Consider the following 22,871-nt stretch of genomic DNA (forward strand, 5'->3'; position numbering starts at 1 on the left):
GGGGTCGACGACATCACGAAAGTGACCACCCTTCCAGCACCGGCCTAAGAACAGCGTGAAAACGGCGCAAAGGAGGCCGACCTGCAATCTACCGGTCACTCGTCGTGGAAGAAGCGTTCCTGCCAGGGGGCTCGCCCTCGAGCATGGTCTCTTCAGGACACAGGGACTCGTCAGGATACTGCCGCGGGGCCCCGGGCGAGCAAACGCCGCTTCTGGCCGTCCGGCAGGTCGGCCTGCTCCAGCACCGCGAAGCCCCCGTCCAGCAGCGACGCGGGCTCGCACTCGCCGAGGCACCACTCGGCCGGCAGGGCGTCACGGACGCGCTGGGCCTCCGTCGTGAACGCCTCCCAGGCCAGCAGCCCGCCCGGGACGACCGCCCCGGCGGCCCGCAGGAACACGGCGCGGTCCCAGAAGCCCGTGCACAGGACGAGCGCGTACGCTGCCGTCCCGGGCCGGAACGCGCCGAGATCGTCCTGGACGAGGGTGATCAGGGAGTCCAGGCCGCGGCGGCGCGCCTCCGCGCCGAGCCGGTCGAGCGCCACCTCCGAGACGTCCACGGCCGTGACGTGCCGTCCCGCCTCGGCGGCCAGCAGCGCCGACCCGGCCGTCCCGCACGCCAGGTCCAGGACGGGCCCGTCCGGCGGCGCCTCGGCCAGCGCCCGCACGGCCAGCGGATGCGGCGCGAACGTCGGCTCGGGCGCGCTCTCGTACTTGGCGTTCCACCGGAGCCTGTCGGGATGCCCGGCGAGCGCCTCCGGCACCCCGCCCCCACGGGATTCCATGGGACGACCCTATTCGCCGTCCCCGCCCGCCACCTCACGTTGAGCCGCGGCGTGTTGTCGTCACGAGCGGACCCGCGACCGCAACACGCCGCGACCGGAGGGACGGATCAGCGGCGTTCGGCGATCAGGAGCATGAACAGGGCCGTCGGGAAGCCCTCGCGCCACCACGGGTCGTCGCGCAGCTGCTCCGGCGTCGGATGCGGCTCGCGGAGGTCGGCGATGACGAAACCGTTGTCTCGGAGCGTTCCAGAGTAGAACTCCAGCGGACGGAGCCACGATGTGATCATCGACGGCGACTCCAGGCCGTCCACCAGGAACCGCTGGTCGACCCCCCGGGACGCGAAGTACTGCGCGGCGGGCACGCTCCGGGTCGCGCCGTGCTCGGAGTTCTCCACGTAGAAGCACGGGTGCAGGGTCAGCGAGATCAGCCGCCCGCCGCTGCGCAGCACCCGGCCGAACTCCGCGATCGCCCGCGACGGGTCCTGCAGGTGGCTGAACAGGTGGTTGCAGACGACCAGGTCGAACCGGTCGTCCTCCACGGGCAGCGCGTCGACGCTCGCCCGCGTGAACGACAGCGAGCCCGCGCCCCCGGCGGCCACCGCCGTGTCGGCCACCTCCCGGGCCGCGTCGATCAGCCCCTGGCAGGCGTCCACGCCGACGACGTCGGCGCCCTCGGCGGCCAGCGTCCGCGCGATGTACCCCTCGCCGCAGCCGGCGTCCAGCACCCGCAGCCCCGCGCACGGCCCGACCGCGTCCAGCATCGCGGCGTCGGTGAGCTCGGTGCGGTACCGGTCGCGGCCCTCCCTGATCACCTTCACCCAGTAATCCGCGTTGGCCTCCCACCGCTCCCTGGTGAGATTCGCGATGGCTTCCGCCGTCTCTTCCACCGGCTCCCCATTCCCCGGCCCGCTCGCGGGCCTTTCACCTCAACGACCTGCAATGCGCGGCCCATGCGCCGCGCGGCACCCCCGAGAACGCAGCACCCGCTATGGCAGCTCTTTCAGCCGCCGCACGAGGGTGTTGCACGTCTCTCTGATCCTCCGGTCCTCGCAGTCCGCGCCGCGCTCCTCCAGGGCGCGCGTCAGCTCGGCGAGCCGCCCGCCGAAGGCCGGATCGCGCTTCAGCGCCAGCGGAATGTACGTCGACGCCAGGTAGTACACGTACGCGTCGTTGTAGTCGGCGATCTCCCGCAGCACCTCGTTCGCCGTGTTCCGCAGCGAAAGGGAACTGGGCAGGGTGAAATCGGAGCTGATCCGGCCGTCCCGCATGTAGGTCGGGAACGACCATTCCTCGAGCGCCGCGTACACCGGCGTCGCGTCCAGTTCCCGGCGGTACCGCTCGGCCAGCTCGATGTCGCCCGAACTGATCAGGGAGCCCATCACCACGCCGCGCATCATGAACGCGGTCTGCCGGCCCGGCACCTCGAAGCCGAGGTCCGCCTCCAGCGACCCGGTCACCTTGCTGACCTGGTGGGTGAGGATGTTCAGGGCGAGGATCGAATGGAAGGAGTAGGTCTTGCGGTTCAGCCGCGGGGCGAGCTCGACCGACGACTCGAAGAGCTTGGCGGGATCGGTGAGCAGGCCCTGCCCGCGCTCGGTGGAATAGAGCGCCGTCAGCGCCGTGTCGGGTTCGCGGCCCCAGAACCGGGCGATGAACGACGACGTCCGCTGGTTCGCCTCGCCCCGCACGATCCGAAGCCCCGCCTCGAGGGCGTTCAGCAGCAGCTGCTGCGGCACCGGCGACCCTTCGAGGGCGTCCAGGTCGACGGCGAGGCCCTCCGAGCCGAGATCGGTGACGAGCCCGTCCAGGCGCTTGCGGATCGCGTGCGCCCGGGAGTACTCGGCGATTCCCGGAATGGACGCCATGAGGCTCTGCAGGGACCGGCCGCTGACCCGGTCGAGCCATTCCGCGTTGTCCCAGAGCCGGAACACGGTGCTCTCGTCGAGCCCCGAGAACGCGGCCACGTCGGACATGTTCAGCCCCATGTCCCGGGTTATCTCCGAGAGGGACCTCGGCTCGCCGTCCGCTGTCATCACTCGCCCCAGAACCGCCGGTCGCCGACGTTCCGATCGTAGCGAAACGCGCGGCGGCGGGGCCGGTTCGCGGGGATGTGCGGCCACCTTGTGACCGAGGGTGGTGAGCATCGCGGCGGTCAGCCCGACTTGCGCCCGATGCAGCCGACGAGCGGCAGCGGGCCGTCCGTGCCCGCGGCGTCCGCGAGCGGGAGCGCCGCCGGGTAGGGGCCGGCCGGCTCCAGCGGCGCGCAGATCTCCGCGATCTCCGCGCGGTCGCGCGGCGTGAACGCCAGCCCGGCGCGGCGGGCCGTCGCCGCCAGCGCCTCCAGCTCGGGGGTCCGCTCGGTGTGCGTGATGACCATGTGGCTGCCGGCGGGCAGGCCGTCCAGCAGCGTCCGGACGATCCCGCGCGGGTCCTCGGCGTCGGTGACGAAGTCGAGCACGCCGAGCAGCAGCAGCGCGACCGGCCGGCCGAAGTCGACCAGCCGGCGCAGCCCCGGATGGCCGAGCAGCGCCGCCGGGACGCGGACGTCCCCGCCGAACGCGCCGGTGCCGGGGTCGCCCGCCAGCAGCGCCCGCGCGTGCACGAGGACGAGCGGGTCGTTGTCGATGTAGGCGACCCGGCAGGACGGCTCGACGCGGCGGACGAGGTCGGCGACGTTGCGCTCCGCGGGCAGCCCGCACCCGACGTCCACGAACTGCCGGAGACCGGACTCGGCGAGCAGGGTCGCGGCGCGCTCCAGGAAGCCCCTGTTCACCTGGGCGAGCCGCGCGACGACCGGTGCCCGGTCCAGCGCCTTGTCGGCCATGGCGCGGTCGGCCGCGTAGTTGTCCTTGCCGCCGAGGAAGTAGTCGTACATCCGCGCGATGCTCGGGGCACGGAGAAGCAAGGCGGACGCGGCGCCGTCCAGCCCGTCGCCGGGGGCCTCCGCCCACTGGCTCAGGCTCGGCGCCGGTCCCGGGATCACGGCCGCCTCCACCGCTCCCCTACGGGCACCCCGAACCAGGACGTCGTCGTCCCGTTGCGGTTGCGGTGGGCGCCCTGGTCGGCGGCGAGCGCCTGCATCAGCACCCGTCCCCGCCCGCCGCCGGGAAGCTGGTCGTCCGGCGGCCGGGGCGGTCCCGGCGGGACGCCCCCGTCGGTGATCTCCACGCGGACGAACCGGTCCAGGTGGAGCACGGCCACGGTGACGGTGCCGTCCCGGCGCGGCCGCGACCGCAGGACCGACTCCGTCATGGCCTCGCTGGTCAGCAGTTCGAGGTCGGCGAGCTCGGCGCGGCTCGCGCCGAAGCACTGGCCGACGAGCTCGCGGACGTAGGTGCGGGCGAGGCGGACGGCGGCGGGCGTCGCGGCAAGGTCGATCTCGCCGAGCAGCCGGCCGGCGGCCGTGCCGTTGCGGGCGGCGGTGCTCCCGAGCTCCAGCGAGGGCGCGGGGGAGGTGGCCGGGAGGAGCGCGGGCGTCCCCGCGTCGGTTGCGTTCATGGCAGCGACGGCTTCACGTCTCCGTGTCGGGCTGTAAGCGAACATGTGCTCTCGGCCTGGTGGGAGTCGGTCGTGGACGTGGAACGCGCGAGATGCCACGGCCGTACGAGCGCCATGGCACGCCTCACACGACAGACACTCTTACGCAGGGAGCGGGGGTCAGTCACCGTCGCTTGCATGCGCGCAAGGGCCCTGCGGCACGCTGCGGGCCGTCACCGTCCGTCCAAGATCCGCCACGTCACGGCGGGTGGGGAGGCCCGGTCAGGACGCGGCGGCGGCGGGACGGGCGTCCGGACCCGTCCCGCCGCCGGTCCGCTAGCGGGAGGCCGCGCCCGCCTGGGCGAGCAGGCCGGCGACCGCTTCGGCGGCCTGCGGATGGCTCTCCAGGAGGCCGCGCACCTCGCCGTCGGCCGCTCCGGCGGGACCGTCCCACTCCACCGGGTGGCCGAGCAGCCCGGCCACGGCGTCGCAGGTCATCGGATGCGCGGCGAGCAGGTCCGCGACCGGGCCGGACGCGGCGGGCAGGGCGGACGGCGCCGGTGCCGCCGCCGACTCCCACGGCGGCGTCCACGCGTCCAGCGCCGGAAGCGACGCCGGGAACGTCCGCGCCGCCTCCCGCACCAGCGTCGGGACCAGCTCCCGCGCATGCTCGCGCAGCGTCGCGACGAGGTTCGGCAGCCACGGCAGCAGCACCGCGTCCGGCAGCCGCCCGAACGCCTTCGACATCGCCTCCACCACCAGCGGCGCCAGCGCCGGCGCCGGGTCGAGCGCCTGCACGAACCCGCTCATGTACAGCGGGAACGACGGCACCACCAGCGGGTTCGCGAGCAGCTCGTCGCAGCGGGCGCGCAGCTCGTCCCGCGTCATCAGGCCGAGCTGCGCCTTCGCCGCCCACAGCAGCGCCACCTTCGCGGGCGCCTCCGGATGCGACTGCCGCACCGCCAGCTCCAGCTGCGCGTGGTCGCAGCCCAGCGACAGCGCCAGGCTCTCCATCCCGAACAGGAACCCGAGCATCGCCGCGACCTGCCGGACGCCGCCCGCCTCGTCCGCGAACGCCGTCGGCAGCAGCGTGCAGTAGTGCGCGTACCCCTCCACCACGAACGCCTGGCACCAGCGCGGCAGCGCCGGCTCCGACGCCCGGTAGTGCGCGAGCAGCCGCCGGATCCGCCGCACCACCTCGGGCGCCTCGTCCACGGTCCGCTCGGCGGCGAGCAGTTCCACCGCGCGGGCGCCGAGCTCGTCGGCGAACCGGCCGCCGCCCAGGTAGAGGATCGCGTACTCGACCGCCTCCAGCGCCTTCACCGCCGACGCGTCCGGGCCCCACGCGGCGCGCCGCAGCCGCTGCTCCAGCACCTGCTCGACGCTCACGCCCTCGTAGCCGAGCTCGACCAGCGCCCGCTGATGCCGGCCGATCGCCAGGTCCCAGCTCTCCTGGATCGGCCGGTCGCCGAGCTCCCGCGACCCCATGATCGGCCGGACGGCGCCGTCCGGCAGCAGCCGCCGCAGGATCCACAGCAGCTCCGAGCACGGCAGCAGGTCCGGTTCGGCGTGCAGGTCGAGCAGCGCCCGCTGCACGGTCCGCTTCTGCAGGTCCAGGCCGAGCGGCTGGAGCCGGTCGTGGACGTCGCGGGCCAGCGGCGGCAGCGCGTCGTAGCCGACCGCGCCGATCCGGTCGCCGCCGAGCAGGATCTCGCAGAGCCGCGCCACGTCCCGGCGGCCCGGCACCCGGTCCTTCTCGATGCAGGTGACGGCCGCGTCCTGGAAGTCGTACGGGGTCGGGCGCGCCCGCCCGCGCATCCCGGCCAGCAGCACCGACGTCTCGAACACCGCGATCGCGTCGGCGGTGCTCGCCAGGTAGCCGTTGCGGCGCGCCAGCCGGACGATGTCGACGCACCAGCCGAGCAGCTCCGCCTCGTCCAGGCCGTCCAGGGCGGGCGGGCCGGACAGGAACCCCGACAGCCGGTCGGCGTCCGGCTCGTCCTTCGCTGTGGGCGCTTTCGGGCCGCGCGGTGCCTTGCCCGCCTGCCCGCTGAGCCGGAACGGCTTCACGCCGCTGCGCTTGACCGCCTTCTCCCAGGTCGCGGCGGCGATCGACACCGACCCGGGCGCGAGCCCGAACTGCGCCTCGATCGCCGAGTGGCTGGACGGGATCAGCCCGTACTGCCAGCGCGTCTCCGTCCGCGGTGTGATCTCGAACGGTTCCGCGTCCGACGCGAGGCCGAACTGCTCGACGCGGCTCGCCGCGTGGAACGCCCCGCACACGTACAGGCAGTCCGCCGGGTCGGCGCCGGTCGCGGCGAGGTGCTCGCGCATCCGCGTCCACATGTACCGCTCGCGGTCCTCGTCGCGGTCGCGGCGGCTCGCGTCCGGCGGGCGCAGCCGCCGGAACAGGCTGCCGATCAGCACCATGACCTGCCGGTACGTGGCGTAGTCGGCGCCCGCGAGCGGCTGCTCGACGTACTGGTCCCACCATTCCGACCAGTGCCGCACCTTCCCGTGCCGCAGCAGGTGCTCCTCCAGTTCGGCGAAGCCGGGCCGCAGCTCGCCGATCTCGATGCCGACCGCGTCGCCGTGCAGCGCCTCCTCGGGCTCCCCGCCGTCCCCGGACGCGGGCGCGGCGCCGGGCGCGGCGTCGTCGCGCGGCTCCCACTGGAACACGTGGTCGGTGGACCGGTCGACCAGCACGATCTCCACGCCCGGCGTGTCCAGCGCGTACGCGATCGCCTGGTACTCCGCCGACGCCTCGGTGATCGGCGCGACGACGCTCAGCGGCGCCCACGCCGCCGGGAACCCCTCGACCCGGCTCGCGAACGCCTGCAGCGCGACCGGCAGCCGGCAGTTGCGCAGCTCCGCCAGCAGCGGCGCGAGGTCCTCGCACAGCTCCAGGTAGATCACCGACGGCCGCTTGTCGCGCAGCCGTCGCGCCATCGCCATCGCCGACGCCGGCGAGTGGTGGCACACCGGGAAGATCTCCAGCTTCTCGGCCAGCGCCCGGTCCACGTCGTCGACGATCCCGGTGAGGATCCCGGCGACCGCGTCCCCGCCGAACGCGCGGGCCGCGTCCGTCAGCTGCTCGCGCAGCGGCTCGAAGACCGTCACGACAGGGTCGAGATCGCCTGGCGGCCGCCGTCGAGGAAGCCGCGCCACGGGCCGTCGCCGTCGTCGTCGCGGCTGCGCGGCTCCACCACCCCGTGCCAGAACTTGTTGAGGATCGCCAGGTCCTCGGGGCTGCGCCGGGCCAGCGACCCGACGAGCGAGCCGCCGAGCGTCTCGGACCGCAGCGTCCGGTCGCCGAAGAACTGGCTGTGCAGGATCGCGTCCTCCAGCACCCCGATCTGCTCCGCCGTCGACAGCGCCGACTCCAGCCGCTCGTCGTCGCTGGTCGCCGACGCTGCCGCCGCGCGCAGGTCGGCGAAGCTCTGCAGGAGCACGTCCAGCAGCGACGGCGGCACCTCCAGCTCGATCGCGTGCCGGCGCAGCAGCTCCGACGTGCGGAACCGGACGATCTCCGCCTCGCTCCTCTTGTTCGTCACCACCGGGATCCGGACGAAGTTGAACCGCCGCTTCAGCGCCGACGACAGGTCGTTGACGCCCCGGTCCCGGCTGTTGGCCGTCGCGATGATCGAGAACCCGGGCTTGGCGAACACGATGTTGTCGGCGTCCAGCTCGGGGATCGAAACGTACTTCTCCGACAGGATCGAGATCAGCGCGTCCTGCACGTCGCTGGTCGAGCGGGTCAGCTCCTCGAACCGGCCGATCACCCCGCCCTCCATCGCCGTCATGATCGGCGAGGGGATCATCGACTCCCGGGACTGCCCCTTGGCGATGACCATGGAGACGTTCCAGGAGTACTTGATGTGGTCCTCGGTGGTGCCCGCGGTGCCCTGCACCACCAGCGTCGAGTTCCGGCAGATCGCCGCGGCGAGCAGCTCGGCGAGCCAGCTCTTGCCGGTGCCGGGGTCGCCGATCAGCAGCAGGCCCCGGTCGGACGCGAGCGTCACGATGCTCCGCTCGACGAAGCTCCGGTCGCCGAACCACTTCTGCGGGATCTCCCGGTCCAGGCCGTCGGCGCGCTCGGACCCGAGGACGAACAGTCGCACCATCCGCGGGCTCAGCCGCCACGAGAACGGCTTCGGGCCGTCGTCGATCGACTCGAGGTAGTCCAGCTCGTCGGCGTACTTCACCTCGGCCGGGGCGCGCAGCATGTCGTCGGTCATCGCTCTCCTCATCGGTCGCCGGCGCGCGGAGGGGACCGCGCGGCCGGAAGGTCGTCGGGGGCTCGCGCTCGGCGCGCGAGGTTCGTGCATCGGGCTCGCGTTCGTCACGCGAGGAAGGTCTTCAGTTCCACCACGAGCTTGCGGATGCGGCCGGAGATCACCGGTGTGCCGAGGCTCTTCAGCCGGTCGCGGAACCAGCCGTCCACCATCGCCTGCCCGGAGCCGTTCACCGACCCGACCGGGATGAGCCGCACCCCGGACCGGTGCAGCGCCTCGAAGTCGGTCATCAGCGCCCGGTTGTCGTAGAAGTCGGAGATCCACACGAGCACCGTGTTGCGCGGGTCGGTGATCTTCGGCCGGGCCAGCGCCATCGCGGCGGTCCCGTCGGTGCCGCCGCCGAGCGTCGTGCGCAGCAGCACCTCGAACGGGTCGTGCACCCAGGGCGTGAGGTCCAGCGCGCGCGTGTCGTAGGCGACCAGGTGGACGTCCACCTTCGGCAGCCCCGCGAAGATCGACGCGAGGATCGTGCAGTTCACCATCGAGTCGACCATCGACCCCGACTGGTCCACCACCACGATCATCTTCGCGGGCGTGGTGCGCTTCGCGGTGCGCTTGTAGAAGAGCCGGTCGACGTAGAGGCGCTCGTCCTCCGGGCTCCAGTTCGTGAGGTTCTTCCAGATCGTCCGCTCGAGGTCGAGGTTGCGGAACACCCGCTTCGGCGGCACGGACCGGTCGATCGTGCCCGCGCTCGACTGCTGCACCTGCGTCCGCAGCACCTCGGCGACCTCGTCGACGAACCGGCGGATCAGCGCCTTGGCGTTGGCGAGCGCGACGCCCGACAGGTTCGCCTTGTCGCGCAGCAGCTGCTCGATCAGCGACATGCTCGGCGTGAGTTGCCGGGCGAGCCGGTTGTCCGACAGCACCTCCCGCAGCTGCATCCGCCGGACGAGGTCGCCCTCGATCTCGGCGAGCACGGGGCGCAGCCCGGTGCCGGGGCCGAGCCCGCGCCCGGCGCCTCCGCTGCCCGGGCCCGTGGCGCCGGCGTCCGTGCCTTCACCGCCTGCTTTGGCCCCGGTTCCGGCGCCGGGCGTGCCGCAGGCGCCGGCCCCGCCGTCGTCGCCGAGCGCGCGCCGCAGCCACCCCGCGTCGCGCTGCCACTCCGACAGCTGGGCCGCGGTGACGTTCCCCGGCTTGGCGGCGAACACGTTGAGCAGCAGCTTCGAGACGAGCGCGGCCCGCCGCACCTGCTCGCTCCCGTCCTCGGCGGCAGGCGGGGCACCGTCGGCGGTCGCCTCGGGGGAGGGGAGGAGGCCGTCGAAATCGGCGGCGAGGTCGGGGAAGCGCTGGACGAGGGCGTCGACGGAGACGGACGGGTCGAGGAGCGCGGCGGGCAGGCCCAGGTCGTCGACGATGGCGACGCTCGCGGCCTCCAGCGAGGCCTGCTCCTCGGGGTCGAAGAGGCGGGCGAGCAGCCGCCAGTACAGGGCCTGCCGCCGGTTCTCGTGGGCCTTCACTTCGGGTGCGGTCATTTGCGCAGCAGCCGTCCTGCCCGTTCCTGGAGGACCAGGACCGTGTCGCCGGATCTCGCCATGGCCTTCTCGACCTTGGGATCGGTGGGGCCGAGGGCCCAGTCGCCGTTGTGCGCGTCCACCTGCTTCTTCTTCACGGTGGCCTGGACGGCGAGGGGCTGCAGCGCCCACCGGCCGGCGTCCCAGCGGACGAGGCCGATGCACGCGGACGACGCGGTCACCAGGCCGGGGGTGAGGGGGCCGCACGCCGGCAGGCGGTCCATGTCGATCGCGAGGGCGTGCTCGCCGAGCCGTAGTGCTATCCCGTCGACCGTGTAGCCCTCGTCGACCGTGTAGCCCTCCAGGAAGACGGGCTCGCCGATGCGGGCGGGGTGCCGGTCCAGCGGCGGGACGGCCGCGGCGACCGCGCCGGACAGGTGCAGCCGGGCCGTGGCGAACGGGTCGGCGACGAAGCCGAGACGGGCCCTGTCCTCCTCCCACAGCAGGTCGCCGCCCGCGAGCGTGAGGCCCTCGACCTGCACGGCGCGCTGCTCGGCCAGCGCCCGCAGCAGGACGGGACGGTCGGCGAGGACGCGCCACACGGCCGGGCCGACGATGGTGTCGACCTTCGCGGCGGCGGCGCTGGTGCGGACGACGCGGTGCGGGCCGTCGCCGTCCGGCTCCAGCAGCCAGTGCGCCTGGACCTGGACGGCCGTCCCGTGCTCGTGGACGTCGACGCCGAGCAGCAGCAGCCGCCCGGAGACCGTCTCGCGCGCGGGCGCGGTGCCACCGGGCTGCGCCAGCAGCACGCCGCGCGCCCACAGGTCGGCCCAGCGGCGCACCGGGACGTCCGCCATGGTCGCGACGGGGGAGCAGGCGCGCAGTTCGGCGGCGAGGCCGTCGAGCAGGACGGCCTGGCGGCGCAGCGCGGGCTCCGCGAGCAGCGCCTCAATCGCCTGGTCGGACGCGGACACCAGGTCGTGGTCGACGCCGCGCCATCCGGCGATGGCGAGCTCGCCGAGCCAGGACCGGCAGCCGGCGAGCAGGTTCGGCGCCGCTTCGGGGACGCCGCCGCCGGGGACCCAGTCGGCGCGGGACCGTCCGAGGGCGGTGTCGAGGTGGGCGAGGAGCGCGTCGTGGACGGCGCCGAGCAGGGCGGTGCGCCCGCCGGCGAGCGCGGCCAGGTGCGCGTCGGCGACCGACCCGGCCGCGACCTTCTCCGCCGCTTCGGCGACGGGCCCGCCGAGCGGGGAGCCGCCCAGCGCGCCCGCCAGCGCGGCCAGCGCGGCGGTGCCGTCCTCGCCGAGCCGGCCGAAGCCGTGCAGGAGCGCGCCGTCGAACCCGGCGACGGCGTCGAGGGCCGCGCCGACGCCCGGCGGCGTCGCGGCGAGCAGCTCGCCCAGGTGCGTCGACAGCATCAGCCGGCCGCTCCCATCGCCGGGAACCAGTGCATCTCGGGGAGCGGCTCGGTCACGCCCGGCACCTCCAGGTAGGACAGGTGGCGCAGGAACCGGCTGAACACCCCGGCCGCCGGCGCGGACGCCTTCGTTCCGCGCAGCGACCCGGCGAGGTCGTCGCCGGCGTCCGCCTTCAGGTAGCGCGCCACCCGCTCCAGGCCGTACTGGGTGACGGCCTCGTCGACGAGCGACCGCAGGTGCTTGCACATCGACGCGCCGCCCAGCCCGCCGCACGGCCGGTTGTTGTTGGTGCTGCAGCTGAAGTCGTGGGTGCCCGCCGCGATGGACGACACGTACACCCGCGCGAGGTCCGACCCGCTCGACACGACCCCTTGCAGCCGGCCCTCCGCCAGCTCGACGAACGGCACCTTCGCCAGCTTGCGCGGCCGGACCGGCCGCACCACCCGCACCACGCTGCGCCGCTCCCCGCCGCCCGGCGAGGGCCCGGCGGCCCCTTCCGCGTCCAACGCATCGACCTCCACCTCGGCACGGACGATCATGGTCCGCGCAAAGTTCCCCCGCTCGGAGCGGGCCGGCGGTGAAAGCCTTGCACCGGCCACCGGCCACCGACAATCCGGCTGATCGGGTGAACGTGCAGGTCAGTGGGTTGCGAGCAGCCAGTGGCGGCCCGTCGCCCAGCCGGTGAACCGGCGCGCGGTGGGGGCCGTCCCGTCGTCGAGGCTCCCGCCAGCGAGGACGTGCCGGAGCCCTGCCAGGACCGGGTCGAGGCGGGCCCTGGTGTGCGGCGGCTGGCGGTCCAGCTCGTCCTGCATCCACGCGATCGCGGACACCTGCTCCTTGAGCCCGCACAGGGCGAGGAAGAAGACCGCCTGCCGCCACGCGTAGGCGGCGTCCTTGACCGTGCCCAGGGGACGCGGGTTGCCGTGCACCTGCCGGACGAGGCGGCAGGCGGTGGCGAACGCGCGCCGCGCGAGGTCGTCCCAGCCGGGCGACGGGCTCACGCCGACGGGGTGGACGAGCGCGGCGAGGTTGTGGGTGGTGAGGATCTGCGCCTGCTCGATGACCTTGCCGTTGGCGGCGACCCACGAGCGTCCGGCCAGGTCGCCGGCGCGGTCCCGGCACAGCGCGTCGAACGCGTCGGACGTGCGCTGTCCGCCCTGCAGCGCCCGTACCGCCGCATAGTCGATGCCGTAGTACCGCTCATAGAGGGTGCCTTCGAGCACGTCCGCGGCGAGCTGCGCGGCCCGGAGGTACTTGGTGGAGAACGTGCCCATGAAGATGTCGGCCGCCAGCTCCTCCACGAACGGCACGCGCAGGCCCGCGCGCTTGGCGAGCGCGCCCAGCTCGCTGAGCAGCGGGTTGGGCAGTGCGGTGCCGGGGAAGCCCTGGAGCGCCAGCTCGCCGAGCTGGACGAGGACGGCGTGCGCCTCGCGCTCACCGGTTCCGTCCGTGCGGCGGTAGTGCCGCACGGCGCGCACCCAGGGCAGCTCCTCCATCCGCACCTGGCTCTCCAAGTTGAGCAGGAGCAGGGTGCGCCTGTTGCGGAACGCCGTGTACTGCGCCGCCATCAGGCGGCGAAGCGCGGGATCCGGATAGGCGGATGCGGTAGTCGCGGCCACGAGCTGAGGGGTGAGCTCCGCGAGCACTTCCGCAGACGGGACGATCCCGCGCTCGATGAGCGTCGGCACCGGTGCGCGCAGCGCGTTCTTCACGATGTCGCACAGCCAGTCGGGCAGGACCGCGCCCGCCGTGACGCCCGTACGGCGCGACTCGTCCTCGGTGATGGGCGCGATGAACGGGTCGATGGACGGGACGCCGGAGTCCTCACGGGCGTCCGCGAGCCGCGCCAGGACGATCTGCGCGACCGTGTGGTGCGCGGGACGCGCGCCGTCGGAAGCCTGCCGCGCGCGGAGCGCCGCATGCTCGGGAGAGCCGGGCAGTCCGCGCTTGGCGACCATCGAATCGACGGCGTGCTGCAGCAGCCCCGGCACGCCCTTGCCCGCGAAAAGGCTCTCCAGGGACGACCGGAGAATGGCGAGGTTCTCCTTCGGGTTGCGGTGCTTGCCGCAGAGGATGTGGTTCCGCGCCAGCCGCCGGTAACGCGCGAGAAGCTCCGCGCCGCGCTCGCCCCAGCCGTCCGGCAGCACCGCGAAGACCCGCCCGTCCTCGACGGTCTCGAGCCAATGCTCCAGCAGTTCGTCGGCGAACGGGTTCCACACGACGAGCGCTTCGTTCATCGCGGCGACGGCCTTGTTCTTCGGCTTCGCCTCGATGCGCGCGCGGACCTGGCCGACGGTCTGCCGGTGCACGAGCGAAGCGTCGCCCAGCGGAATTCCCGGACGGGGCGAGAAACGCAGCCGGTCGGCGAACGGGCCGATGGCCTCCAGGACCTCAAGCGCGCCCGTGCGGTCGCCCGCACGCAGCAGCCACGCGACCGTGAGCAGCGCGCCTTCCTCCGGAAGGACTACGTCGTATTCGCCGCTGTCCAGCAGCGCGTAAAGCTCGTTGAGGCCCTCGTCGGTCAGGTAATGCAGGAACAGCGAGCGCCGGTCGCACGCGACGCCGGCCCGCCGCGCCGCGTCCTGCTCGTAGGGGAGGACAGGTCCGCTCGCGGCGGCCGTCCCGGTCGCGAAACCGCCCTTGACGACCTCGGGCGTCACCCATGCGGGGAGCCCCTTGACGGGCGTCCGCGACCCGATGGAAAGCGACCCGGACGCCATTCCGGAAAGGACGCGGCGCCAGCGCTCCAGGCGCTTCTCCGCCCGCTCCCGCGTCTCCGCGCTCTCGTGCGTGAGCGCAGTCGCGAAGGCCTTCGCCATCTGTCCCGCGGCGTAACCGGGATTCGCCTGCACGTCCTCGTTCATAGCCAGCGTGGCGGGTTCCGCCCCCGCGCCCTTCGGGTCTGAAGCCCGATGCTCTACTGCTGAGCTACACGCTGTCGGGCCCCAGATTAGGGACGGCCGCCATTTCGGCGCAAAGGGGTTTCCCCGTTCCGATGCGGTCGCCGGTCATGGGGTGGCCTCGATCCTTCCGGCCAGCAGTTCGGGGAGCAGCGCGTCCCGCAGCGCGCCGAGCGCGGCGCTCTCCGCGGCGGCGGCCTCGACCCGTCCGGCGAGCGCGTCGACGAACGCGCCGAACTCGCGGGCGCGCGGCTCGCCCGGCCACGGGACCTCGCGGCGCGCCAGGTCGGGCCACTTCACCCGGGGCATGCGGGTGCCGTCGCTGAGCGCGGAGGCGTGCGCCACCACCTCGTCGCTGGACAGCGCCGCCAGCAGCCAGCCCCGGTGGCGGGCGTCCACCGGCCGGACGACGTGGACGTCGGTCGAGGCGACGCCGTCGGTGAACGCGAGGCCGACCTTGTGGAAATAGGGGCGCAGTTTCCCGAAGAGCACATCGCCCGCCTGGAACCGTTTCTTCGTGCTCAGCACCGTGGACGCGCCCGCCCATCCGGAGAGCCACATGTGCCGTTTCGCGATGTGCTCCAGCCCGATGTAGTTCTCGCCGGGGCCGATGTCCGCCGCCGGGACGGTCACCGTCACCGGCCGGCCGAGCCCGTCCAGCCGGACCGAGCCGGGCGCGTCCGCGGCGAGCTCGGCGTACCGGGCCCTGACCAGGTCGTCGGCGGCTGAGGCGAGCCGCTCGTTGGCGGTGATCTTGTCGTCGAGCGCGCCGAGGATCTCCGCGACGGCGTCCTGGCCGGGACGCGGCACGTCCCGGACGGGGAGGCCGTTCAGGATCGCGTGCGTGAGCAGCGGCTGTCCCGACCCGATCCGATGGTGGTTCAGGCCGAGCCCTTTCAGCAGGTAATAGACGTACCGCGGATTCACGCCCTCCCGCGCCGTCGCGATGATGGCGTTGTCGGTGACCCAGCACCGCTCGCGCGCGTAATGGACGATGCCGCAATACGACCCCACGCGCCCGACGATCGTGCTTTCCCGTTCCGCGTTGAAACGACCCGCCGTGCCGATGACGCCGTTGGCCCCGTACGTCGGGTAGCCGGTGCCGGGCGAGGGCCGCGCCTTGCCGTTCGTGAAGGCGACGACCTCGCCGAGCCTGATCATCTCCTCAGCCGTCCAGCCGTTCCAGCCGCGCCCGGACGACGTCGTCGAGCCGCGCCGACTCGTCCAGCCGGGCGAGCAGTTCCTTGGTGAGCCGCTCGACCCGGTCGCGCACCGGCTCTCCCGCCTCGCCCGCCGTTTCCGCCGCGCCCGCGTAACGGCCGGGGGTGAGGACGTGGCCGTTGTCGCGGATCTCGTCCAGCGGCACCGAGCGGCAGAAACCGGGCTCGTCGGCGTACGGTGCGCGTGCGCTCGGGCCGCCGCGCCAGGAATGGTACGTCCCGGCGATCCTGGCGATGTCGTCGCTGGTCAGGACCCGTTCGGTGCGGTCGAGCAGCGTCCCCATGGAACGGGCGTCGACGAAGAGCACCTGCTTTCGCCGGTCTTCACGGCCGCCGTCCGGTCCCTTGTCCTTGGCGAAGAACCACAGGCATGCGGGAATCGGCGTCGTGCGGAACAGCTGCGGCGGCAAAGCCACCACGCAGGAGACCAGATCCGCCTCGACCAGCGCGGTGCGTATCGCGCTCTCCGCCGACTGCCGGGACGACATCGAGCCGTTCGCCATCACCACTCCGGCGCCGCCGCGCGGGCCGAGCTTGGCGACGATGTGCTGCATCCACGCGAAATTGGCGTTGCCCGCCGGCGGCACGCCGAAACGCCAGCGCGGATCGGCGGGATCGCGATACCAGTCCGACATGTTGAACGGCGGATTGGCTAGCACGTGGTCCGCGAGAAGGCCGGGATGCGCGTCCTCGTAGAAGGTGTCGGCGTGCCGGGCGGACAGGTCCCCGGCGATCCCGTGGATGGCGAGATTCATCCGAGCGAGCCGCCACGTCCGGGCGTTGGCCTCCTGCCCGTGCACCGCGATGTCGCCGCTGCGGCCCCGCCGGCTCAGCACGAACTTCTCCGCCTGGACGAACATCCCGCCCGAGCCGCAGCACGGGTCGTACACCCGCCCCTTGTACGGTTCGAGCACCTCGACCAGCAGCTTCACGACGCTCTTCGGCGTGTAGAACTCGCCGCCCCGGCGGCCTTCCGCGCGGGCGAACGTCTCCAGGAAGTACTCGTACACCTCGCCGAGCAGGTCCCGCGCGGCCGCCTCGCCGCCCTGCCCGTTGCGGCCGTCCCGTCCGTCGCTGCCGTCGCGGCCGGTGAAGCGGGCGTCGCCGATGACCGCCGCGAGGTCCGCGAGCCGCCGCTGGTCGACGTTGTCCGCGCCGAAGATCAGCGGGAGCGCGCCGTCCAGCGACGGCTCCGCCCGCATCACCGCGGCCATGGCCGCGTCGATGCGCGCGCCGATCGGCCCGGGGCCGGAGACGACGGCGGGCCACCGCGCCGATTCCGGAACGGCGCCGAACGCGGACGAGGCGTACTTGAGGAACACGAGCCCGAGCACGAAGTCCCGGTACTGGGAGGAGTCCATGGACCCGCGCAGCTTCGCGGCGGCCTTCCACAGGACGTCCTGCAGTTCCGCGATCCCCGTCTCCGTCACATCGGCGACTCTAGGGAGTCGGCGCCCGCCCCGCGAGCACCGGCCGGCCGGCGCCCCCGCGCGCGCGGGGGCGCGGGCCGCGCTCGCCGGCGGCTCGGCCGTTTCCGGCCGGTCGGCGACGACGCGCAGGTTGTCCGGGGAAAACGTGAATTCGCCTCACCGCGGCGGGTTAGGCTGAAGATCGCTCTGGAGCCGGACGAGAGGCACGAGGTGGACGACGGCTGGACGCCCCGCGAAGTCGACATGCAGGTGCCGAACGTCGCGCGCATGTACGACTACTACCTCGGTGGTAAGGACAACTACGCGGCCGACCGCGAGGCGGCCGAGAAGATCCTCGCGCGCGCGCCGTTCACGCCCGTCCTGGCCCGGCACAACCGGGCCTTCCTGCAGCGCGCCGCCCGGCACCTCGCCGCGGCGGGCGTCCGCCAGTTCCTCGACGTCGGGACGGGGCTGCCGACGCAGGGCAACGTCCACGAGGTCGTCCGGGAGCTCGTCCCGGACGCGCGGGTCGCCTACCTCGACGTCGACCCGGTCGTGGTCGCGCACGGCCGCGCCCTCACCGCCACCGACGACCGGACGATCGTCCTGGAGCACGACCTGCGGAACGTCGAGGCGATCCTCGCCGACCCGGTGCTGCGGGAGACGATCGACTTCGGCGAGCCGGTCGGGCTGATGCTGCTGGCCGTGCTGCACTGCCTGAGCGACGAGGAGGACCCGTACGGGTCCGTCGCGGCGCTGCGCGACGCGCTGCCGCCCGGCAGCCACGTCGTGATCTCGCACATCACCGGCGACGACGCGGTCACGGAGAACTCGACCGAGGTCTACGGCCACGCCAACACCGGCATGACGCACCGCAGCCGCGAGCGGCAGCTGCGCTTCTTCGACGGCTGGACGCTGCTGGAGCCCGGGCTGGTCCGGCTGGACGAATGGCGTCCCGACCCGGCCACCGGCACGATCGGCGCCGGTGGCGACTACTTCCTGTGCGGCGTCGGAGCCAAGACGTCCTGACGCGCCGCCCGGGCGGTCCGGCGCCGGCCGGGCGCCTCGGTCCGGGTCTTGCGGCCGGTCGCAGGGGTTTTGTCGGACGGTTGACAAGAGCGGGCCCGCCGATGCGTCCCGGCGCGCATTGGAATAAGTGTCTAATTACTCTAGGGTCGGGTCGCCGTCACCCGGACGGCACGGGGGGACGACACGAAGGGTTCACCGTCATGCACAGCAGCGCCCGCCGGGTCCTGCGCACCGTGCTGGCGTCCTGCTTGGGCGCCGCCATGACGGCGGCCGCCCTGCAGGGGACCGCCGCCGCCGCGCCGCAGGACACCGCGCCTCCCGCCCAGCCTCCAGGCCAGGACCCGTTCTACCAGCCGCCCTCGCCGCTGCCCGCCGGGCAGCCCGGCGACGTCATCCGCTCCCGCCCGTCCGTCTTCACCGTCGACCCGATCGGCCACTCGCCCTACGGCGGCGTGAAGTCCTGGCAGGTGCTGTACCGGTCGCAGACCGCCACCGGCGCCCCGACCGCGGTGTCCGGCACCGTGCTCGTCCCGGACAAGCCGTGGACGGGCACCGGCAAGCGGCCCCTCGTCTCCTACGCCGTCGGGACGCGCGGGCTCGGCGACTCCTGCGCCCCGTCCTACACCCTCACCCAGGGCCTGGACTACGAGGAACTGTTCGTCATCGACGCCCTCAACCAGGGCTGGGCCGTCGCCGTCACCGACATGGAAGGCCTCGGCACCCCCGGGCAGCACACCTACGAGGTCGGCCGCTCCCAGGGCATGGCCGTGCTCAACATGGCGCGCGCCGCCGAACGCCTCCCCGACGCCGGGCTCGCGGGCGCCCCCGTCGGCGTCAAGGGCTACTCGCAGGGCGGGACGTCCGCCGGATGGGCCGCCGAACTCGCCAGGTCCTACGCGCCGGACCTCGACCTCAAGGGCGTCGCCGCCGGCGGCGTCCCCGCCGACCTGCGCGCCGTCGCCGCGAGCCTCGACGGCAGCCCGTTCGTCGCGCTCATGTTCATGGCCGCCGTCGGCTACGACGCCGCCTACCCCGAGCTGAAGCTCGACGGCTACCTCAACGACAACGGCCGCGCGCTGCTCGCCAAGGCCAAGGACATGTGCCTGGTCAGCGTCGACGGCCCGCTCACCGTCCTGCAGACCGCCTTCAAGAAGATCAGCGACTACACCACCAGCAACCCGCTGGACACCCCGCAGTGGAAGGCGCGGCTCGACGAGAACAAGCTCGGCTCCACCGCGCCGAGCGTCCCCGTCTTCCAGGCGCAGGCGCTGCTGGACGAGATCATCCCGGCGAAGCAGGCCGAGACCCTCGACCACGACTGGTGCGCCAAGGGCGCCAACGTCACCTACAAGGGCTACCCGATCGCCGAGCACGCCACCGGCCTCCTGGAAAGCGAAGGGGACATGATGAGCTTCCTCGCCGACCGGTTCGCCGGTAAGCCCGTCGAGGGCAACTGCTCCGCCGCCTAGTCCTCCGCCCGGGGCGGGCCTTCGCGGGCCCGCCCCTCAGGCGGCGTCAGGCCTCGCGGCGCCAGGCGCCCACGATCAGCCGCCGCACCTCCGCCTGCGTGACCGGCGCCAGCCCGCGCCGCTCCCGCTCCCGGCACACCGACGTCATCTCCACGTCCGGCATCCCGCACGGGACGGCCCACGTCCACGGCGCCGGGTCGGCGTCCACGTCCATCGAGAACCCGTGCGCGCTCACGCCCCGCGAGATGTGCATCCCCAGCGAGACGATCTTGCGGCCCTCCGCCGTCCACACCCCGGTCAGCAGCGGGCCGCCCGGCGGGGTGTCGCGCCGCTCCGCCTCGATGCCCAGCTCCCCGAGCACCCCGACCAGCAGGTTCTCGATGTCGCGCAGCAGCCCCACCACGTCCCGCGGGTCCGCGAGCTTCAGGATCGGGTACCCGACGATCTGCTCCGGCGAGTGGTAGGTGAGCTTCCCGCCGCGCCGCACCTCCACCACCGGGATGCCGTGCGCCGGGTCCGGCCGCTCCTCCGGCGGCGTCCGCCGCCCCACCGTGTACGTCCGCGGATGCGACAGGATCCACAGCGTGTCGTCCGCGGCGCCGGCCTGCCGGTCCCGCACCATCTGCTCCATGGCCGCGACCGCCTCGGCGTAGTCGACGAGCTCGCTCTCGACCACCCGCAGCGGCCCGCCCTCGCGCCGCGCGCGCAACCCCGTCCGTGCCGTGCCCGGCTCGCCGTGGGATGTCGTCAATGACATGGATCCTCCCCGCAGGGAGTGTATCCGGGCACCGATGTCGGCCCCGCGAGGCAGGATGGTCGCATGGATCTGGTGGAGTTTCTGCGCGCCCGCCTCGCCAAGGACGAACAGGTCGCCCGGGCCTGCTCCGGCGCGTCCTGGACGGCCGGCCCCTCCGGCGCCGTCCACCTCGACGCCGACGGCGAGCCCGTCCTCGTCGCGTCCGCCGAGACCGAGGCCTACGCCGAGCACATCGCCCGCCACCACCCGTCCCGCACCCTCCAGGAGGTCGCCGCCCGCCGCCAGATCGTCGACGACCACGAGAAACACGCCTGGATCATCGCCCAAGGCCGCGCCACCCCCGAACAGCAGGCCGCCCAGGCCGTCCGCGAACAGACCCTCCGCCTCCTCGCGCTCACCTACTCCCACCACCCCGACTACAACGAGGAATGGCGCGCCTAGACGGACTCGACCAGCGCGGGATGCCGCGGATCGTCCACCTTCAGGACGACGTCGGCGGCCCGCAGCGGCCCCACCTCCCGCTCGTAACGGGCGAACGCCGGAAGCGTCCAGGCGAGCTGCTCCGGAGTGCGGCGCGCCAGCGCGCCCTGCGACATCGTCAGATGGACGACCAGATCGAACGGAAGGCCCCGGCCCATCAGCAACGAGCCGTCCAGCAACACCACACCGCCGGGCTGCACAGCCGTGTACCGCGCGCGCGTGGCCCGATCCAGCTCGGCGTCCCACAGGCTCGGCAGCACCTTCCCCGAACCGCCCGGCTCCAGCGGCCCCAACACCTCCCGCACGAGCCCGCCCACGTCCAGCCACTGGTCGTAGTACACGTCCGGATCCTCGCGGCCGAACTCGTACCGCAACGACGCCGGCCGCAGGAAATCCCGCGCCGACACCCGAACCACGTCACGTCCCGCCGCACGCAACGGCCCCACCAGCGCGTCGGCGAGCACCCACGGCTCCGCCGCCGGCGCCCCGTCCACCGCAACCCGCTGCCACGCCTCGCGCGGCGCCTCCGCGATCCGGCCGCACAGCTCCTCCACCGCCCGCCCGGGCGTGATCGCTCGCGCACGCATGCCTCCCATCCTGCAACACGGCGCCATGTACCGAACGTGTACCGCCCACCGCGACGATTCGCCCGTTGCCTCGGGGGAGGCATTCGCCCGTTGCTTAGGGGAGGCAGATGACGGACGGCACGATGCCGCGCCGCACGGTCCTGCGAGGCCTCGCCCTCGCAGGCGCCGCCGGACTCGCCGCCGCATGCGGCCAGGGCCCCGACCTCAGCACCAAGGCGACCGGCCGGAAACCGCTGTGGAAGCACACCTTCGCCACCGCGGACAACGGACACATCACGCCCGGCTCCGAGAACGACGACCTGTTCCCCTACTCGATGGCCGCATCCGACACCACGTTCTACGCGTCCTTCGAGGGCAAGCTCTACGCGTTCGACACCGCAGGCCGCCAACTGTGGCAATCCCCGTACGGCCACTACAACGCGTCCCCGATGTACGGGCGCACCGCACCGCTCGTGCTGGAAGGCACCCTCTACACCCTCCGCAACGAGCCCGGCGGCAAAGGCGCTCTCCAGGCCCTCGACCCAGGCACCGGCAGGCTCCGCTGGAGCTTCGCCCCCGGTGGATGGCTGTCCCCGCCCGCCGCGTCCGGCGGCCACGTCGCCGTCTCCAGCACCGCGCACCTCCACTGCCTCGACGCCGCGACCGGCGAAGAGCGATGGCGCGCCGGCGGCATCGGCTTCCCCGGCGGCCCAGCGATCGCCGACGGCGTCGTCTGCGCGGTCGACGCCCGGATGTACCTCGCAGGACTCGACGTCAAGACCGGCCGGACCCGCTGGCACCGTTCCGGCAGCTCCACCGGCGGCGCCGGCCTCTTCGAGCCGCACTCCTCCATCACCTCGGACGGCGACACCGTCTACATCCACTCGATGAGCGGCCTATGGGCGGTCTCGGCGCGCGACGGCAGGGTCCTCTGGTCCGGCACGACCGCCGGCGGCCTGACACCGGTGGTCCCGTCCGGCGGCGTCGTCTACGCCGCAGGCACCGGCGGCGTCTCCGCGATCACCGCCGGGAACGCGTCCTGGACCGTCCCCGTCCCGCACTGGGCGTCCGGCGCCGACCGTCCCCTCGCCTTCGCCGCCGGCGCCCTCATCTTCACCACGGACGGCCGCGTTTCCAGCGTGGACGCACGCAGCGGCGCACCGCGCTGGACGGCCGCCATCAAGGACTACGCGGATGAGGACGTCCCGCTCTCCAACGCCGCCACCGCGAATCACATCGTCTGCGTCCTCGCCAAGGACGAGGCAGTCAACGACGACGCCGGCAACAAGGACGGCCCGGTAGACCATCTCTACGCATTTCCGGCTTGATTGGACGGGGAGGGCTGTGGGGTGCGTTAAGGGCCTCGTGAGTGTCTTCACGCTCTCTTGAAAAGGGATACTCGGGTGCGTCGGTGAGAGGAGTGCTCGGGTGTTCTCCAAGGGGGTGTTCGGGTGCCTTGACGGGAGGGGTGTTTGGGGCATCGGCGAGAGTGGTGTTCGGGCGCCTCGGCGAGAGGGGTGTTTGGGGCATCGGCAAGAGGGGTGTTCGGGTGGTGGGGTGGCGCTTGCGTACGGGGCCGCCCCTCCAAAGTCAAGGGCGCCTTCGGCGTCGCTACGCG

General features: G+C 73.2%; 19 protein-coding genes. 4 read left to right on the forward strand and 15 right to left on the reverse strand.

Annotated features, from left to right (window positions below):
- Window positions 1-170: 170 nt before the first annotated feature.
- The 13 genes from AB0C78_RS39905 to AB0C78_RS39965 form a co-directional block, all read right to left on the reverse strand.
- On the reverse strand, window positions 171-782 hold the full coding sequence (locus AB0C78_RS39905) for a class I SAM-dependent methyltransferase (protein ID WP_360758598.1): 612 nt from the start codon (window positions 780-782) through the stop codon (window positions 171-173).
- 107 nt (window positions 783-889) lie between these two features.
- Entirely contained in the window at window positions 890-1,669 is a 780-nt protein-coding gene (locus AB0C78_RS39910; protein ID WP_360758600.1) for a class I SAM-dependent methyltransferase, read from the reverse strand.
- A gap of 99 nt (window positions 1,670-1,768) precedes the next feature.
- On the reverse strand, window positions 1,769-2,767 hold the full coding sequence (locus tag AB0C78_RS39915) for a hypothetical protein (protein WP_151543745.1): 999 nt from the start codon (window positions 2,765-2,767) through the stop codon (window positions 1,769-1,771).
- 167 nt (window positions 2,768-2,934) lie between these two features.
- Window positions 2,935-3,765, reverse strand: coding sequence for an SAM-dependent methyltransferase (locus AB0C78_RS39920; protein ID WP_360758602.1), 831 nt, complete (start codon window positions 3,763-3,765; stop codon window positions 2,935-2,937).
- Window positions 3,762-4,280, reverse strand: coding sequence for an ATP-binding protein (locus AB0C78_RS39925; protein WP_360758604.1), 519 nt, complete (start codon window positions 4,278-4,280; stop codon window positions 3,762-3,764). Before AB0C78_RS39925 ends, AB0C78_RS39920 begins: the two co-directional genes overlap by 4 nt.
- Before the next feature lie 315 nt (window positions 4,281-4,595).
- Complete coding sequence (locus AB0C78_RS39930) at window positions 4,596-7,379, reverse strand: hypothetical protein (RefSeq protein WP_360758606.1); 2,784 nt, start codon at window positions 7,377-7,379, stop codon at window positions 4,596-4,598.
- Complete coding sequence (locus AB0C78_RS39935; RefSeq protein ID WP_360758608.1) at window positions 7,376-8,497, reverse strand: AAA family ATPase; 1,122 nt, start codon at window positions 8,495-8,497, stop codon at window positions 7,376-7,378. Before AB0C78_RS39935 ends, AB0C78_RS39930 begins: the two co-directional genes overlap by 4 nt.
- Before the next feature lie 104 nt (window positions 8,498-8,601).
- A complete protein-coding gene (locus AB0C78_RS39940; protein ID WP_360758610.1) occupies window positions 8,602-10,026 on the reverse strand; it encodes a VWA domain-containing protein in 1,425 nt (474 codons plus the stop codon).
- A complete protein-coding gene (locus AB0C78_RS39945) occupies window positions 10,023-11,423 on the reverse strand; it encodes a hypothetical protein (protein WP_360758612.1) in 1,401 nt (466 codons plus the stop codon). The genes AB0C78_RS39940 and AB0C78_RS39945 overlap by 4 nt, the downstream gene beginning before the upstream one ends.
- A complete protein-coding gene (locus AB0C78_RS39950; RefSeq protein WP_360758614.1) occupies window positions 11,423-11,962 on the reverse strand; it encodes a hypothetical protein in 540 nt (179 codons plus the stop codon). The genes AB0C78_RS39945 and AB0C78_RS39950 overlap by 1 nt, the downstream gene beginning before the upstream one ends.
- A 99-nt stretch (window positions 11,963-12,061) precedes the next feature.
- Window positions 12,062-14,275 (reverse strand): transcriptional regulator, encoded by a 2,214-nt coding sequence (locus AB0C78_RS39955; protein WP_360758616.1) that lies wholly within the window; start codon window positions 14,273-14,275, stop codon window positions 12,062-12,064.
- A 156-nt stretch (window positions 14,276-14,431) separates the two neighbouring features.
- Window positions 14,432-15,484 (reverse strand): restriction endonuclease subunit S, encoded by a 1,053-nt coding sequence (locus AB0C78_RS39960; protein WP_360758618.1) that lies wholly within the window; start codon window positions 15,482-15,484, stop codon window positions 14,432-14,434.
- 4 nt (window positions 15,485-15,488) lie between these two features.
- The gene (locus AB0C78_RS39965; protein WP_360758620.1) at window positions 15,489-16,973 is read right to left on the reverse strand and encodes an N-6 DNA methylase; all 1,485 of its coding nucleotides are present in this window, start codon (window positions 16,971-16,973) and stop codon (window positions 15,489-15,491) included.
- Between the two features lie 210 nt (window positions 16,974-17,183).
- On the opposite strand from AB0C78_RS39965, the gene AB0C78_RS39970 reads away from it, so the two are divergent.
- Window positions 17,184-17,981 (forward strand): SAM-dependent methyltransferase, encoded by a 798-nt coding sequence (locus AB0C78_RS39970; RefSeq protein WP_360758622.1) that lies wholly within the window; start codon window positions 17,184-17,186, stop codon window positions 17,979-17,981.
- Window positions 17,982-18,181: 200 nt separating this feature from the next.
- The gene (locus AB0C78_RS39975; protein WP_360758624.1) at window positions 18,182-19,450 is read left to right on the forward strand and encodes a lipase family protein; all 1,269 of its coding nucleotides are present in this window, start codon (window positions 18,182-18,184) and stop codon (window positions 19,448-19,450) included.
- A gap of 46 nt (window positions 19,451-19,496) precedes the next feature.
- Here AB0C78_RS39975 and lipB read toward each other — a convergent pair whose 3' ends face one another.
- Window positions 19,497-20,207 carry a lipoyl(octanoyl) transferase LipB gene (lipB, locus tag AB0C78_RS39980; RefSeq protein ID WP_360758626.1) on the reverse strand — a complete coding sequence of 237 codons (711 nt, stop codon included), beginning with the start codon at window positions 20,205-20,207 and terminating at the stop codon, window positions 19,497-19,499.
- Between the two features lie 63 nt (window positions 20,208-20,270).
- Here lipB and AB0C78_RS39985 point away from each other — a divergent pair, with 63 nt between their 5' ends.
- Window positions 20,271-20,648, forward strand: coding sequence for a DUF6221 family protein (locus tag AB0C78_RS39985; protein WP_360758628.1), 378 nt, complete (start codon window positions 20,271-20,273; stop codon window positions 20,646-20,648).
- On the opposite strand, the gene AB0C78_RS39990 is transcribed toward AB0C78_RS39985, so the two are convergent.
- Window positions 20,645-21,274, reverse strand: a complete 630-nt coding sequence (locus tag AB0C78_RS39990) for a uridine kinase (RefSeq protein WP_360758630.1) — start codon at window positions 21,272-21,274, stop codon at window positions 20,645-20,647. The two genes, AB0C78_RS39985 and AB0C78_RS39990, sit on opposite strands and share 4 nt — an antisense overlap.
- Window positions 21,275-21,381: 107 nt before the next feature.
- Here AB0C78_RS39990 and AB0C78_RS39995 point away from each other — a divergent pair, with 107 nt between their 5' ends.
- The gene (locus AB0C78_RS39995) at window positions 21,382-22,581 is read left to right on the forward strand and encodes a PQQ-binding-like beta-propeller repeat protein (protein ID WP_360758632.1); all 1,200 of its coding nucleotides are present in this window, start codon (window positions 21,382-21,384) and stop codon (window positions 22,579-22,581) included.
- The last annotated feature ends 290 nt before the right edge of the window (window positions 22,582-22,871 follow it).

This window comes from Actinomadura sp. NPDC048394 (assembly GCF_040651755.1).
Taxonomy (GTDB): Bacteria; Actinomycetota; Actinomycetes; order Streptosporangiales; family Streptosporangiaceae; genus Spirillospora; species Spirillospora montaniterrae.

What these genes read in the sequence shown, in the direction of transcription:
- AB0C78_RS39945 (WP_360758612.1), bottom strand. Translation starts at nt 11,423, where the DNA reads ATGCTGTCGACGCACCTGGGCGAGCTGCTCGCCGCGACGCCGCCGGGC.
- AB0C78_RS39905 (WP_360758598.1), bottom strand. Translation starts at nt 782, where the DNA reads ATGGAATCCCGTGGGGGCGGGGTGCCGGAGGCGCTCGCCGGGCATCCC.
- AB0C78_RS39990 (WP_360758630.1), bottom strand. Translation starts at nt 21,274, where the DNA reads ATGCGTGCGCGAGCGATCACGCCCGGGCGGGCGGTGGAGGAGCTGTGC.
- AB0C78_RS39915 (WP_151543745.1), bottom strand. Translation starts at nt 2,767, where the DNA reads ATGGGGCTGAACATGTCCGACGTGGCCGCGTTCTCGGGGCTCGACGAG.
- AB0C78_RS39925 (WP_360758604.1), bottom strand. Translation starts at nt 4,280, where the DNA reads ATGAACGCAACCGACGCGGGGACGCCCGCGCTCCTCCCGGCCACCTCC.
- AB0C78_RS39950 (WP_360758614.1), bottom strand. Translation starts at nt 11,962, where the DNA reads ATGATCGTCCGTGCCGAGGTGGAGGTCGATGCGTTGGACGCGGAAGGG.
- AB0C78_RS39935 (WP_360758608.1), bottom strand. Translation starts at nt 8,497, where the DNA reads ATGACCGACGACATGCTGCGCGCCCCGGCCGAGGTGAAGTACGCCGAC.
- lipB (WP_360758626.1), bottom strand. Translation starts at nt 20,207, where the DNA reads ATGTCATTGACGACATCCCACGGCGAGCCGGGCACGGCACGGACGGGG.
- AB0C78_RS39940 (WP_360758610.1), bottom strand. Translation starts at nt 10,026, where the DNA reads ATGACCGCACCCGAAGTGAAGGCCCACGAGAACCGGCGGCAGGCCCTG.
- AB0C78_RS39975 (WP_360758624.1), top strand. Translation starts at nt 18,182, where the DNA reads ATGCACAGCAGCGCCCGCCGGGTCCTGCGCACCGTGCTGGCGTCCTGC.
- AB0C78_RS39995 (WP_360758632.1), top strand. Translation starts at nt 21,382, where the DNA reads ATGACGGACGGCACGATGCCGCGCCGCACGGTCCTGCGAGGCCTCGCC.
- AB0C78_RS39985 (WP_360758628.1), top strand. Translation starts at nt 20,271, where the DNA reads ATGGATCTGGTGGAGTTTCTGCGCGCCCGCCTCGCCAAGGACGAACAG.
- AB0C78_RS39960 (WP_360758618.1), bottom strand. Translation starts at nt 15,484, where the DNA reads ATGATCAGGCTCGGCGAGGTCGTCGCCTTCACGAACGGCAAGGCGCGG.